We start from the raw sequence: 13913 nt of genomic DNA, 5'->3' as shown, positions 1-13913 counted from the left end.
GCAAAATCCGAGGATTTCGCCGAARTTAGTTATCGACACCCCGATTTCGCATATACCGCGCTAACGGCGGGTTTCGGCCAAACACTGAGCCGCCCAGTCGAGGGGTGTCCGTGGAGCGTGCTCCGGGCGGTCATCGCGGCAAACTACCGAAATGTTTCAACCCGGCGAACTTCGCCACACTTTTTTTGTCAGGGGCGAATTCTCGCATAAAGCGGCACCCGTAGGAATGGCGCAACAGTAACGGTCCTTCGCAAATGTAACGAGGGCGGGCGCGGCTTTTCAGCCGCCCCGCCCTGTGCTGGGACGCCCCGGAGGACGTGTCGATCAGGCCGCCGGCAGGATCTTCCCCGTGACCTCGCCAAAGCCGACCCGGTAGCCATCGCCCTGGCACCAACCGGTCATGGTCACCGTGTCGCCATCCTCGAGGAAACCACGCTGCACGCCGCCGCTCAGCGCCACCGGTTCGGCGCCATTGCGCGTGGTCTCCAGCAGGCTGCCGCACGAATCGGGCGTGGTGCCGCTGATCGTGCCCGAGCCCATCAGGTCGCCGACGCGCACATTGCAGCCAGACACCGTGTGGTGCGCCAGTTGCTGCGCCATGGTCCAGTACATCGCCTTGAAATTGGTGCGGCAGACCGTGCTGGGCGCCGCGCCAGCCGGTTGCAGCGCGATTTCGAGCGCGATGTCGTAGGCGTTGCGGCCCTGCTGCTGCAGATACGACAGCGGTTCGGGCGACTGTGCCGGATTGTCACGGCGGAAGGGCTCGAGCGCCTCCATCGTCACCACCCACGGCGAGATCGACGTCCCGAACGACTTGCTGTTGAACGGCCCGAGCGGCACGTATTCCCACTGCTGGATATCGCGCGCGCTCCAGTCGTTGAGGATGACCATGCCGAACATGTGCGCGGGGGCATCCCCCGTGCTGACCGGCTCGCCCAGCGCCGACGGCTTGCCGACGATGAACCCCATCTCCAGCTCATAGTCGAGCTTGCGGCACGGGCCGAAGGTCGGGCGCGCCTCGTTCGGCAGCTTGGTCTGGCCGTTCGGGCGACGCAGCGCGGTGCCACTAACCACCACCGAGCTGGCGCGGCCGTTGTAGCCGATTGGGATTTCGAGCCAGTTCGGCAGCAGCGCGTTTTCCGGGTCGCGGAACATGCGGCCGACGTTGGTCGCGTGCTCGCGCGACGAATAGAAATCGGTGTAGCCAGGGATCTCGACCGGCAGGTGCAGCGTCACGCCGGCCATCGGCAACAAAGCCTTGGCGCGCAGCGCCGCGTGATCGCGCAGCGCGGCGTCTTCGCCGGAGAGCAGCGCCGTCAGCCGGGCGCGGGTGGCCTGCCACAGGGGCTGGCCCAGCGCGATAAAGCGGTTGAGGCTGGCCGAGGCAAACGCGCCCTTGGCCGCCGCCGGCAGCAGGCCGGCATCGTCGAGCGCGACGAGGTCCAGCACCTGGTCGCCAATCGCCACGCCCACGCGCGGGGCCTGGCCGTTTGCCGAAAACAGGCCGTATGGCAGGTTCTGGATCGGGAAATGGGTCTGGCCGTCGTTGGCCGATTCGACCCAGCTGGTGGCACGCGTTTGGGTGCCGGTTTGGGGGGCAGTCATCTTGGGAATCTTCCGGAAATCAGCGCACGTTCGGGTTGAAATGCTTCTTCAGGCCTTGCCAGCAGGTGTAGTAGTCATGCTGGAGCAGCGCCGACTGGGCCGCGTACGGCGTCGGGCGGATCACGCCCGGCGTCTCGAACATGAACGCCATGGTGTCGGTGATGTGGTGCGGCTGGCTCGTGTCAGCCCCCGAGGCGCGCTCAAAGGTTTCCGCATCGGGGCCATGGCCGCTCATGCAGTTGTGCAGGCTGGCGCCACCCGGTGCAAAGCCCTCGGCCTTGGCATCGTAAACGCCCGAAATCAGGCCCATGAACTCGCTCGCCACGTTGCGGTGGAACCAGGGCGGACGGAACGTGTTCTGCGCGGGCAGCCAGCGCGGGCCGAAGATCACGAAGTCGATGGTGTCCACGCCCGGCGTGTCCGACGGGGACTGCAGCACGAGGAAAATCGACGGATCCGGATGGTCGTAGCTGATCGATCCGATCGTGTTGAAACGGCGCAGATCGTACTTGTACGGCGCGTAATTGCCGTGCCACGCGACCACATCGAGCGGCGAATGGTCGATCTCGGCCTGCCAGAGATTGCCCTGGAACTTGGCGACGAGTTCGAACTTGCCCTCGCGGTCTTCGTAGCTCGCCACCGGCGTCAGGAAGTCACGCGGATTGGCCAGCCCGTTCGAGCCGATCACGCCGAGGTCCGGCAGCTTGAACAGCGCGCCGTAGTTCTCGCAGATATAGCCGCGCGCGGTGCCGTCCGGCAGGTCCACGCGGAAGCGCACGCCGCGCGGAATCACGACGATCTCCTGCGGCTCCACCGCCAGCCGGCCCATTTCCGTCGACAACAGCAGACGGCCCTGTTGCGGGACGATCAGCATCTCGCCATCGGCGTTGTAGAAGAAGCGGTCCTGCATCGACTGGTTGGCCAGGTACAGGTGGATGCCGCAGCCCGTCATCGCTTCGGGGCTGCCATTGCCGGCCATCGTCACGATGCCGTCGATAAAGTCGGTCGGCGCGGTCGGCATCGCCGGCGGGCTCCAGCGCAGCTGGTTCGGCGACGGCGGCACCTCGTCGAAACGGCTCAGCCAGCGGCCCGGCTCCAGGCGGCTGAACGGCTGATGCATGGCGGCCGGGCGGATGCGGTACAGCCACGCGCGCCGGTTGTGAGCGCGCGGCGCGGTGAAGGCGGTGCCCGAGATCTGCTCGGCGTACAGGCCATATGGCACGCGCTGGGGCGAGTTCTGGCCCACGGGCAGCGCGCCGGGCAGTGCCTCGGTGGCGAATTCGTTGGCGAAGCCGGACAGATAGCCGGCCACCGAGACGTCCGCCATGGCTTCGTTCAGTTGAGTCTGGGTCATGAAGTCTCCTCTCGTGCCCCGGATCGTATTCGTCGTCCGACAAATTACGAATTGTGAAATCAATTTCTCATATCGTAATGACGACGGATGGACGTGTCAAACCGGGAACGACCCTAAGTCGGTCCTAGGACGACAATAGGCGACCCGGCGGCCGGTTACAGCACTGCCGATGGAAAAGGCGAAGCGGAAATCAGAAGACGCGCAGCGAGATGTGCACGAAAAAGCACGCGGCGCAATGGCAGCGGCTGGGGATCGCGGGCGCGATCGGCATGAAGGACCGGGCATTGCCAGCGCGGCGGATTAGCCGCGCCGGAAATGCCCGGTGGTCTTGCTATCCGCAGACCATGTGGGCGGGTGCCCCCAGGCCCGTGGACTGGCGGTGTTACATGGGCTTGTGGCCCTCCCCGGTGCTGGGTCCGGAACCGAACCCGCCCTGCCCCTGCGGCGCTGCCGCGGGAGCCGAGCCGGCCGGCTGGCCGGCCATCGAGGCTGCTGTAACGCCGCCATTGCGGCTGGCGATGAATGCGTTGACGTCGGCTGCCAGATGCTGCGGGGCCAGCACCACTTCCAGCCCCAGCGCCTCACAGGCCGCCAGGAACGTGGACATGCGTGGATCGGCTTGCCCCGATTCGGCCCGAAGATAGGCTTCCCGGGAAATTCCCGCCTTACGGGCGACGTCCTCCTGCTTGAGCTTGCGCGCACGACGCAACGCCCGCAGTTGCCGGAACGGTTCGCTAGCGCCTCTTGGCACGGCTGTACTGTTCATGTCGGTCTCCAGTCACCAGTGAAAAAAAAGTGCGCGGACGTGCATTCGAGTATAGAGCACGTAAAGCGTTCCGTAAGGTCATGTTTGGAACACTTTTACAGATTTCTTATGATGGCTTGATCTCGCCCACCGGAACCTCCTCCAAAAGGCGGATACAGCACAACTTCCTCTCCCCGCCTCCTCATAACGACAACGCACGCTTTGCGTTGACGTCACTTCAGTATCAACGATGTGTGGAATAAGGCAAGTTGACAAACCGACCGGTCGTGCTATTCTCAACCTCATGCAAAAAGGCCAGCTCACCCGTACCGCGATCATCGAACAGGCACTCGCTTCCGCCGCGCGCGTGGGGTTCGAGCAGCTTTCGCTCGCCACGCTGGCCGCGGATACGAATATGTCGAAGAGCGGGCTCTACGCGCACTTCCGCTCGAAAGAGGCGCTGCAGGAGGCCGTGCTCGAGCGCGCGGCGGAGCGTTTCAACGATGTCGTCGTACGTCCGGCGATGCGCCAGCCGCGCGGCGCACGCCGCCTGCAGGCGCTGTTCGACGGCTATATGGACTGGCTAGGTGCCACGGTGACGGAGGGGCGCTGCCTGTTCATGGCGCTCTCCCAGGAGTACCGCGACAAGCCTGGCGTCATTCGTGACAGGGTCGTGCAGGCCTTCAAGGACTGGCACAGCACCATCTGCCGCGTGATTACCGACGCGATGGACGAAGGCGATCTCCGGACCGATGTGGACCCGCGCCAGTTTGCGTTCGAGATGGCCGGAATTGGTATGTCGTTCCAGACATCGTTCAAGTTGATGGCGCGCAGCGATGCCGAGGCGATGGCCCGGCGCGCGTTCGCCCGGCTGCTCGACGACGCCCGAACCACGCGGGAAACCGCCCCGGCCGACGCCTGAAACGGCTCGCCGGCGGCTTCACACCACGGCGTTCCCGGGCACGAACGCAGTGTGTCAGACGGCATTTTCATCGTCATTTATTGCCCGAAAAATAGCACGACTGGTCGGTCGTGAATCATAAAAAAACAGGCGGGAAGCCAGCGAAGCTGGCCGATTTCGCCGGCAAGCCATCGGTTGGAGGTGTTAGCCGTGCCGCAAGTGCTGTTTTCCTCATCCACGCCACGCGCCGCTGGGTCACATCATGTGACGCATGCGGAACCCGTTTCCACCGTCCGCAGGGGGCCGCCCGTGTGGCTCAGACTGCGGTGGCAGGCTGCGAGCCTCCTCCATCCGGGGGGCACCGCCCGCGCGCTGGAGCGCCTATGGTTCACGCCRCCCCGCGCCAAGTCGAGCCCGGATGCACTGCGCCTGATCGATGCCGCGCGCAGCGAATGGGCACTGGTCACCGGCCAGGGCATCAGCCGGCGTGTGCGCGTCTACCGCTGGGGCACCGAAGGGCCGGTGGTCCTGCTGGCCCATGGCTGGGGCGGTCATGCCGGCCAGTGGCAYGCACTGGTCCATGCGCTGCTGGGCGCCGGGATGCGCGTGGTGGCGTTTGATGCGCTATCTCACGGGGCCTCCGACGCCGGCGCACGCGGGCCGAACCAGACCTCCTTGCTGGAGATGGCACGCTCGCTGCTGGCCGCGGCCTGGCAGGTCGGGCCGGTCCATGCAGTGGTCGGCCATTCGCTGGGCGGTGCCGCCGCCGCGCAGGCGATACGCGAAGGCTTGCCGGTGCGCGGCGCGGTGATGATCGGCTCGCCCGCTGATATGGGCGAATCCTGCGCCGCCCTCGCCTGGCAGCTCGGCATTGCGCCGGGCATCCTCGCGCGTATGCGGCAACAGAGCGAACAGTGGCTCGGCACGTCCTGGGCGACGTTCAACGTGCCCGATGTGGGGCGCACGCGGCCGGTGCCGCCGGCGCTGGTAATCCATGACCGCGACGACAAGGAAGTGCGCTGGGAAGACGGCGCCGCCATCGCAGGCGCGTGGCCGGCGGCGCAGCTGGTGACCACGACCGGACTCGGCCATCGGCGCATCCTGCAGGACAAGGCCGTGGCGACCGAAGTGGTCAGTTTCGTGGCGGGACTGGTTGGGGAGAACCCAGTGCGAAGCCTCGCGCGCGCGGTCGCCGCTCGTCCTCTCAGCTAACCCCCTTCTATATAGACAATAAGGGCCGGGTGCTGCGTCAGCAGCCCCGGCCCTCGTTTATGGCGCACCCGCGACTTGGCGGTTAATTGCARATTAGAACCCGGACAGCACCAGCTTGCCGATAGTCTGGCCACCTTCGAGCTGCGCGTGGGCGCGGCGCAGGTTGGCCGCGTTGATCGTGCCCAGGTTCTCGCCCACCGTGGTTTGCAGGCGTCCCGCATCGATCAGCCGTGCCACCTCGTTGAGCAGGCGGTGCTGCGCGATCATGTCCGGCGTGCCGAACATCGCACGGGTGAACATGAACTCCCAGACGAAGGTCGCGCTCTTGCTCTTCAGCGCGCCCACCGGCAGTTCGCTCGCGTTCTCGACGATCGAGCAGATCTTGCCCTGCGGCGCGATGGCTTCGGCCATCGCCGGGAAATGGCGATCGGTGTCGTTGAAGCAGAGGATGTAATCCACCGCGTCAAACCCAAGCTTGCGCAGTTGCGCGGGGATGTCGGCACGATGGTCGATGATATGGTCGGCRCCCAGGCGGCGGCACCAGGCTTCCGATTCCGGCCGCGAGGCCGTGGCGATGACCGTCAGCCCGCCCAGCACCTTGGCCAGCTGGATGCCGATGGAGCCCACGCCCCCTGCCCCGCCGATAATCAGCACCGAACGGCCGGCATCGTCGCCCTTYGGCGASACRCCCAGGCGATCGAACAGCGCCTCCCAGGCGGTGATGGCCGTCAGGGGCAGCGCGGCGGCGTTGGGGAAGTCCAGCGATGCCGGCTTATGGCCGACGATGCGCTCATCGACGAGGTGAAATTCGCTGTTGGCGCCGGGCCGCGTGATGCTGCCCGCATAGAAGACCGGGTCGCCGACCTTGAACAGCGTCACGTCAGGGCCCACGGCGGCCACGGTGCCGGCGGCATCCCAGCCGAGCACGCGCGGGGCATCTTCAACCTTGTCCTTRGGCGCGCGGACCTTGGTGTCCACCGGGTTCACGGCGATCGCCTCCACCTTGACCAGCAGGTCGTGGCCCGAAGCGGCGGGCTTGTCGATTGCCACATCCACCAGCGCTTGGGGGTCGCTGATCGGCAGGTAACGGGTCAGTCCAATGGCTTTCATTGCAGGCATCCTTTCCAACGTATCGAGGGGATGCCTGCATCCTAACCGTTTCGGATTGCCCTGATTAGCCAGATGAATCCGCAATCACTTTCACGAATTTTCGGAAAATCATCCGGGCAAGGCCAATGCACCGGCCAGCGAATCCAGGATTTGCCCACCGCCGAAGCTCAGCTGCTCGGGCACGGCGCCGCCCAGCGTCATCCGGATCGCGCAGTACTTGAACTCCGGAATCTTGCCGAACGGGTCGAGCACCGGGTTGGTCAGCTTGTTGATGGCCGCCTCGTAATAGCAGAACGGCACGAACACGGCGCCGCGCGGGGTGCCATCGTCGGCGCGCGCGTAGAGCATCACCTGGCCGCGCCGGGACGCCAGCGTGACCACGTCGCCGGGCTTGCCGCCGAGCGCCGCCAGATCGAGCGGATGGACCAGCGCCACCGGATCCGGCTCGATGGCGTCGAGCACGCCGGCGCGGCGCGTCATGCTGCCCGTATGCCAGTGTTCGAGCTGTCGGCCCGTGATCAGGACCGTCGGATATTCCTGATCCGGACGCTCCGCCGCCGGGATGATGTCTGCCGGCACGAATCGCCCGCGTCCGCTTACGGTCGGGAACGTGTCGGTAAAGATCACCGGCTCGCCTGGATCTCCCTCCGTCTTGCAGGGATAGGTCACCGCATGCTCGCGCTGGAGTCGCGCCCACGTCATGCCGCCGATGCTCGGCATCGCGTGTCGCATTTCGTCGAAAACCAAGGCCACGGGCGCCGCATCGCGGGTGGCATGYCCRTAGTCCCARGGCAGCCCGAGCCGCGCAGCCAGTTCGCACAGAATCCACAGGTCCTGACGCGCCTGCCCGGGCGGGTCGATGGCCTGCCGGCCAAGCTGCACGGTGCGATCCGTATTGGTAAACGTGCCGGTCTTCTCGGGGAAGGCCGAGGCGGGCAGCACCACATCGGCCAGGCAGGCGGTCTCGGTCAGGAAGATGTCCTGCACCACCAGATGGTCGAGCGCGGCCAGCGCCTCGCGCGCGTGCTGGGCGTCCGGGTCGGACATCGCCGGGTTCTCGCCCATGATGTACATGCCGCGCACGGTACCCGCTTCGATAGCCTGCATGACCTCCACCACGGTCAGGCCCGGCTGCTTGTCCAGCGGCATGCCCCACAGCGCCTCGAAGGCGGCATTGGCGGCGGGGTCATCCACGCGCCGGTAGTCCGGGAACATCATCGGGATCAGCCCCGCGTCGGACGCGCCCTGCACGTTGTTCTGCCCGCGCAGCGGATGCAAACCCGTGCCCGGCCGGCCGATCTGGCCCGTCATCAGCGCCAGCGCGATCAGGCAGCGCGCGTTATCGGTGCCATGCACGTGTTGGGACACACCCATGCCCCACAGGATCATCGATCCCTTCGAGGTGGCATAGAGCCGGGCCACCTCGCGGATGGTTTCCGCGTCGATGCCACAGACCGGGGCCATGACTTCGGGGCTGTACGGGGCCACATTGGCCGCCAGCGCCTCGTAGCCGGCCGTGCGCGAGGCAATGAATTCGGGATCGACAAGTCCTTCCTCCACAATCACATGCATCATCGCGTTCAGCAGCGCCACGTCCGTATCGGCCTGGAACTGGAGGAAACGGTGCGCAAAGCGCGCCAGATCCGATCGGCGAGGATCGGCGACGATCAGCTTCGTACCGTTGCGCACCGCATTCTTGATCCAGGTGGCCGCCACCGGATGGTTGACCGTGGGATTGGCGCCGATCAGCAGCACCACCTCGGCCTTGCCGACATCCATCACCGGATTGGACACCGCGCCCGAGCCGATCCCTTCGAGCAGCGCCGCCACCGATGAGGCATGGCACAACCGCGTGCAGTGATCGACGTTATTGCTGCCAAACCCGGTCCGCACGAGCTTCTGGAACAGATAGGCTTCCTCGTTGCTGCCCTTGGCCGAGCCAAACCCCGCCAGTGCGCGGCCACCCAGCGTGTCCCGGATGCGCGCAAGCCCGCCGGCGGCCAGCGCCAGCGCCTCTTCCCAGGTGGCTTCCCGGAATACCTCCATGACGCGATCGGGATCCAGCACGATGTCGCCGGATTTCGCCACGCCTTCGCGCCGCACCAGCGGCACCGTCAGCCGGTGCGGATGCTGGGCGTAGTCGAAGCCGTAGCGCCCCTTCACGCAGAGCCGATTGTGGTTCGCCGGGCCATCACGCCCTTCCACGAACAAAATGCGGTTGTCCTTGACGTGGTACGTGAGCTGGCAGCCCACGCCGCAATACGGGCAGACCGAATCCACCTCGCGGTCGGGCACCGCCAGCGCCACGTTGCGTGCCGGCATCAGCGCGCCGGTCGGGCAGGCCTGCACGCACTCGCCACAGGCCACGCAGGTGCTGACGCCCATCGGATCGGCCATATCGAAGACGATGCGCGCATGATCGCCGCGAAATGCCAGCCCGATCACGTCATTGGCCTGTTCGTCGCGGCAGGCACGCACGCAGCGCGTGCACTGGATGCAGGCGTCGAGGTTGACGGCGATGGCTGGGTGCGACAGGTCGGCCGGCACCGCCTCGCGCGGGGCGAAGCGTGGCTTGCCGACTTCGAGCCGGGCCGACCACTGATCGAGTTCACTATGGCGCGTGTACGCGGTCTCCGGCATGTCGGACTGGAGCAGTTCCAGCACCATGCGCTGCGCGCGGCGGGCACGCTCGGAGTCCGTGTGCACCGTCATGCCATTGGCCGGCGCGCGGCAGCACGACGGCGCCAGCACGCGTTCCCCATCGATCTCCACCATACAGGCGCGGCAGTTGCCGGCCGTATCGAGCCCATCCTTGTAGCAAAGATGCGGAATCTCGATGCCTTCCCGACGCGCCACCTGCAGCAGCGACTCCCCGGGGCGGGCGGTCACGTCCCGGCCATCGAGCCGGAAGGTGACCTCGGTATCGGACGACGCCTGAACGAGCGCGACTTCAGCGCGGGTCAGTGCATTCATGGCTGGCCCTCCGGAGCGACGGATGTGAGTTCATGCGGGAAGTAGCGGATCACACAATCGACGGGATTCGGCGCGGCCTGCCCCAGCCCGCAGATCGACGCGTCACGCATCACGGCGGACAGGTCGGCCAGCGCGGCCAGGTCCCACGCCGCTGCCGGCTGCCGGATCAGGTCGAGCGCCTTGGCCGTGCCCACACGGCACGGCGTGCACTGCCCGCAGGACTCGTCGCGGAAGAAGTGCATCAGATTGCGCGCGGCATCGACGGCCCGGTCGTGGTCGGACAGCACCACGATAGCCGCCGAGCCGATAAAGCAGCCATGTGGCTGCAAGGTGTCGAAATCGAGCGGAATATCGCCCATCGCCGCCGGCAGGATGCCGCCGGACGCCCCGCCCGGCAGGTAGCCGTAGAAGGCGTGGCCGTCCAGCATGCCGCCGCAGTATTCGTCGATCAGCTCGCGCACGGTGATGCCAGCCGGCGCCAGATGCACGCCGGGATGCCGCACCCGGCCGGACACGGAGAACGAGCGCAGCCCCTTGCGACCATGCCGGCCCTGCCCCGCGAACCACTCCGGGCCGCGCTCCACGATCTCGCGCACCCAGTACAGGGTCTCGAAGTTGTGCTCGAGCGTGGGCCGGTCGAACAGCCCGACCTGCGCCACATAGGGCGGACGCAGCCGGGGCATGCCACGCTTGCCCTCGATCGATTCGATCATGGCCGACTCTTCGCCGCAGATATACGCGCCGGCGCCCCGCCGCAGGTGGATCTCGGGCAGGCCGGGCACGGGCGGCGCGGCGCGCAGTTGCGCCAGCGCCTCGGTCAGCACGGCACGGCAGCCCGCGTACTCATCGCGCAGGTAGATATAGATGGCGGCCACGCCGGTCACGCGTGCGGCCACCAGCATCCCCTCCAGGAAGCGGTGGGGATCGCGCTCCAGGTAGACGCGGTCCTTGAACGTGCCCGGCTCGCCTTCGTCGATATTGACGGCCATCAGGCGCGGCGCCGGCTCAGCCCGGACGATGCGCCATTTGCGGCCGGTGGGAAAGCCCGCCCCGCCCAGCCCGCGCAGGCCCGAGTTCTCCATCACGGCGATCAGCGCATCCGCATTGGTATCGCCCTGCTCCAGCGCCTGCAACAGGCGATAGCCRCCCTGGGCGCGATAGTCGTCATAGCCGAGGTAGGGTTGGGGGTCATCGCGCACCGTGCCGGCCGTCACGCAGGCCTGGACGGCAGCAGGCGTGGCGGCATCCACGGGATGCTGGCCTACCAGCACGGCCGGCGCCCGTTCGCAGCGGCCGATGCAGGGCGCGGCCAGCACGCGGACATCGGTGCCGAGCAACRCCGGCAGRCGYTCCAGCAGCGAKGRCGCRCCGGCCATCTCGCAGGCRATGCCCTCGCAGACGCGCACGGTCAGCGCCGCCGGGGCGGTGATATGGCCATCGGCGTCCTCTCGGACAATATCGAAATGGTGATAGAAGCTGGCCACCTCGAAGACTTCGGTCTGGGCCATGCGCATTTCCTGCGCCAGCGCGGCCAGATGGGGGGTGGCCAGTTGGCCGTAGTGGTCCTGGATGGCGTGCAGATGCTCGATCAGCAGATCGCGGCGGCGTGGGGCATCGCCCAGCAGCTGGCGCACCTCGGACAGTGCCGCCGGATCCACCTGCCGGCCCTTGGGCTGGCGGCGCTTCCGCTCGCGTCCCCCGCCCTCCACCACAATCGGAATCACAACCTGGTTCATGGGGAATCCTGTCGGTTGCTGTGTTGCGCGCCGGCTATGCTGCCGGCTGGTCTGATGATACGCCCGGCATCGCCAGACGCACGGGGCCCGCGATGGCGGGCCCCTTCTGTCTAACCCGGCGCTCGGCTCAGGTCAGGTCAGGTCGTCCGGCACGGCCCGATAGCCCATCGGCGGCGCCGAACTATCRTTGACGTACTTCCGGGCATGGGCCTCGCGCATCGGCTTGAGCACGAAGATCGCCAGCACCGCCGAGAGCGCCGCCATGCCGGAGGCCAGCATGAACACCGCGTGCCAGTCACCGGTGGCGGCGGTAATCACACTCGAGAACGGTACCAGCAGCGCGGCCGTGCCCTTGGCCGTGTACAGCAGGCCGGCGTTGGTCGCTGCAAACTTGGGGCCGAAGGTGTCGCCACAGGTGGCCGGGAACAGGCTGTAGATCTCGCCCCAGGCGAAGAACACCACGCCGGTCAGAATCACGAACGCCACCGGGTTGTGCCCGTACTTGGACAGCAGCAGGATGCCGACCGCCTCCACCGCGAAGGCCAGGAACATGGTGTTCTCGCGGCCGATGTTATCGGAGATCCAGCCGAAGAACGGCCGGGTCAGCCCGTTCAGCACGCGGTCGATGGTCAGCGCGAAGGTCAGCGCCGGCAGCGTCAGGCCGAGGATGGACACCGGGGAGTCATGGAGCCCGAAGTCCTTGGCGATGGGGCCCAGCTGCGCCGTGGCCATCAGCCCGCCGGCGGCCATCATCACGAACATCGCGTACATCACCCAGAAGATCGGCGAGGACAGCACCTGGCGCGGCGACGCATTATAAGTAGCAGCCGCCTTCAGGGTGCTCTTCACGTCGGAGAGGATCTTGGCCGACGGCGGATAGAGCGCCAGGCCCAGGATCACCACCACGATGCCTTGCCCCAGCCCGAAGGTCAGGAAGGTGCTCTCGTAGCCGCTGGTCTTGATCATGTTGGCGATGGGCACCACGGTCAGCGCGGAGCCCGCGCCGAAACCGGCCGCCGTAATCCCCGCCGCGAGCCCGCGCCGGTTGGGGAACCACTTGAGCGCATTGCCCACGCAGGTGCCATACACCGCGCCGGCCCCGACGCCGCCAATGGCCGCAGCGAAGTACAGCAGCGGCAGCGACGACGCCACCGAGTTCAGCGCCCATGCAATCGCACAGAGCAGGCCGCCGCCCACCACCACCGGGCGCGGGCCGTACTTGTCGACCAGATAGCCCTCRATCGGCACCAGCCACGTTTCCGTGACCACGAAAATCGTAAACGCCACCTGGATGGCCGTGCGGCCCCAGTGGTATTTGTCATCGATCGGATTGACGAACAGGGTCCAGCCGTATTGCATGTTGGCGATCATCGCCATGCAGATAACGCCGAATACGAGCTGCGTCCATGGGGACGCAAATCGTGACGTGGACGCGCTTTGCTGTAGTTCCATGGTGTCTCCTTCTGGCGGTCATCGCCGCCGTTGTGGATGGGCATCTGATTCGATGCCTCTGTGTACCGCTATCGTTTTCTAGATGTTTTCGTAGAGTGGCTCGCCGCTCTAGTGCTATACAGTATGTGGTATATCACCCAAGTCAAGCCGTTTTCAGTGACCAGTTTTTCTRCCCGATACGACTCAGACCACCGCCGCCCGGAGCGAGGCTGGCAGTGGTGCGCCGGGCGCATCAAACCATGCCGCGAAACGGCGCTCGGTTCGTTGCCGATCAATGACTTAGCGGACGGCGCCAGATCAATGGCGCGACCTGGCGGCAAGCACCTGGGATGCTGCAATGCGAAGGGAAAAAAGATGTCCTAGGGAAAGTCCTAGGCCTTGGGAAAGGCTGGAAAACGCTGGATCAGGCGGGGGATGAAGCGAGGGGGAAACGAAAGATACGGCCGATGAGTACGACGACTGCTGGGAGGGAGTTGCCGGCCGCTACAAGCTCCCTGCCTTCGAACCCAACTGGCTTACGCGTGGGCGAACTGCGGGCGCGCGCCAGCGGCAGGCGTCGCACGGCCGATCCCGTCCACTGCCTGATCCGAGCCGAGGCCGGCAAAGCGGCCATGGTCACCGGCGGTGGTCAGCAGACCCATCGGCAGGCGCGTGGCAATCAGCCAGGTTACGGAAACACCCGAGGCAATCAGACCGAGGGCGATGAGGGAAAGCTGTGCGGCGTGCATGAAAACTCCTGAATGAGGTAGGTCAATGAGTCTTCAGTATATGCTGCACCGCGAGGTCTGTAAATATCCTGTATGTGATATATCAATAGAAGATTGG

Annotated in this window: 10 protein-coding genes; 2 read left to right on the top strand and 8 right to left on the bottom strand. The window is 66.1% G+C overall.

The window, feature by feature from the left end; translation table 11 throughout:
* Nucleotides 1–324: 324 nt before the first annotated feature.
* The 3 genes from fahA to AB4Z27_RS09570 all read right to left on the bottom strand — a co-directional run bounded on the left by fahA (nt 325) and on the right by AB4Z27_RS09570 (nt 3725).
* Nucleotides 325–1605, bottom strand: a complete 1281-nt coding sequence (gene fahA, locus AB4Z27_RS09580; protein WP_092299783.1) for a fumarylacetoacetase — start codon at nt 1603–1605, stop codon at nt 325–327.
* A 19-nt stretch (nt 1606–1624) separates the two neighbouring features.
* Nucleotides 1625–2959 carry a homogentisate 1,2-dioxygenase gene (hmgA, locus tag AB4Z27_RS09575; protein WP_092299780.1) on the bottom strand — a complete coding sequence of 445 codons (1335 nt, stop codon included), beginning with the start codon at nt 2957–2959 and terminating at the stop codon, nt 1625–1627.
* 382 nt (nt 2960–3341) lie between these two features.
* Nucleotides 3342–3725, bottom strand: a complete 384-nt coding sequence (locus AB4Z27_RS09570) for a helix-turn-helix domain-containing protein (RefSeq protein WP_092299777.1) — start codon at nt 3723–3725, stop codon at nt 3342–3344.
* Nucleotides 3726–4008: 283 nt separating this feature from the next.
* On the opposite strand from AB4Z27_RS09570, the gene AB4Z27_RS09565 reads away from it, so the two are divergent.
* Nucleotides 4009–4626 (top strand): TetR/AcrR family transcriptional regulator, encoded by a 618-nt coding sequence (locus AB4Z27_RS09565; protein ID WP_092299774.1) that lies wholly within the window; start codon nt 4009–4011, stop codon nt 4624–4626.
* A gap of 288 nt (nt 4627–4914) precedes the next feature.
* A complete protein-coding gene (locus AB4Z27_RS09560; RefSeq protein ID WP_255370947.1) occupies nt 4915–5817 on the top strand; it encodes an alpha/beta fold hydrolase in 903 nt (300 codons plus the stop codon).
* A 93-nt stretch (nt 5818–5910) separates the two neighbouring features.
* On the opposite strand, the gene AB4Z27_RS09555 is transcribed toward AB4Z27_RS09560, so the two are convergent.
* The 5 genes from AB4Z27_RS09555 to AB4Z27_RS09535 all read right to left on the bottom strand — a co-directional run bounded on the left by AB4Z27_RS09555 (nt 5911) and on the right by AB4Z27_RS09535 (nt 13816).
* Nucleotides 5911–6927 (bottom strand): zinc-binding alcohol dehydrogenase family protein, encoded by a 1017-nt coding sequence (locus AB4Z27_RS09555; protein WP_092299768.1) that lies wholly within the window; start codon nt 6925–6927, stop codon nt 5911–5913.
* A gap of 108 nt (nt 6928–7035) precedes the next feature.
* Nucleotides 7036–9900, bottom strand: a complete 2865-nt coding sequence (gene fdhF, locus AB4Z27_RS09550) for a formate dehydrogenase subunit alpha (protein ID WP_441593459.1) — start codon at nt 9898–9900, stop codon at nt 7036–7038.
* Nucleotides 9897–11636, bottom strand: a complete 1740-nt coding sequence (locus AB4Z27_RS09545) for an NADH-ubiquinone oxidoreductase-F iron-sulfur binding region domain-containing protein (protein ID WP_441644342.1) — start codon at nt 11634–11636, stop codon at nt 9897–9899. The genes fdhF and AB4Z27_RS09545 overlap by 4 nt, the downstream gene beginning before the upstream one ends.
* Nucleotides 11637–11768: 132 nt before the next feature.
* On the bottom strand, nt 11769–13088 hold the full coding sequence (oxlT, locus tag AB4Z27_RS09540; protein ID WP_092299759.1) for an oxalate/formate MFS antiporter: 1320 nt from the start codon (nt 13086–13088) through the stop codon (nt 11769–11771).
* A gap of 515 nt (nt 13089–13603) precedes the next feature.
* Complete coding sequence (locus AB4Z27_RS09535; RefSeq protein WP_092299756.1) at nt 13604–13816, bottom strand: hypothetical protein; 213 nt, start codon at nt 13814–13816, stop codon at nt 13604–13606.
* Between the last annotated feature and the right edge of the window lie 97 nt (nt 13817–13913).

Source organism: Cupriavidus sp. KB_39, from assembly GCF_052114485.1.
Taxonomy (GTDB): Bacteria; Pseudomonadota; Gammaproteobacteria; order Burkholderiales; family Burkholderiaceae; genus Cupriavidus.
This window is presented reverse-complemented; position numbering and strand designations above follow the sequence as displayed.

Excerpts from the sequence above, each read along its gene's own strand:
- hmgA (WP_092299780.1), bottom strand. The coding sequence starts at position 2,959 with ATGACCCAGACTCAACTGAACGAAGCCATGGCGGACGTCTCGGTGGCC.
- fahA (WP_092299783.1), bottom strand. The coding sequence starts at position 1,605 with ATGACTGCCCCCCAAACCGGCACCCAAACGCGTGCCACCAGCTGGGTC.
- AB4Z27_RS09535 (WP_092299756.1), bottom strand. The coding sequence starts at position 13,816 with ATGCACGCCGCACAGCTTTCCCTCATCGCCCTCGGTCTGATTGCCTCG.
- AB4Z27_RS09565 (WP_092299774.1), top strand. The coding sequence starts at position 4,009 with ATGCAAAAAGGCCAGCTCACCCGTACCGCGATCATCGAACAGGCACTC.
- AB4Z27_RS09570 (WP_092299777.1), bottom strand. The coding sequence starts at position 3,725 with ATGAACAGTACAGCCGTGCCAAGAGGCGCTAGCGAACCGTTCCGGCAA.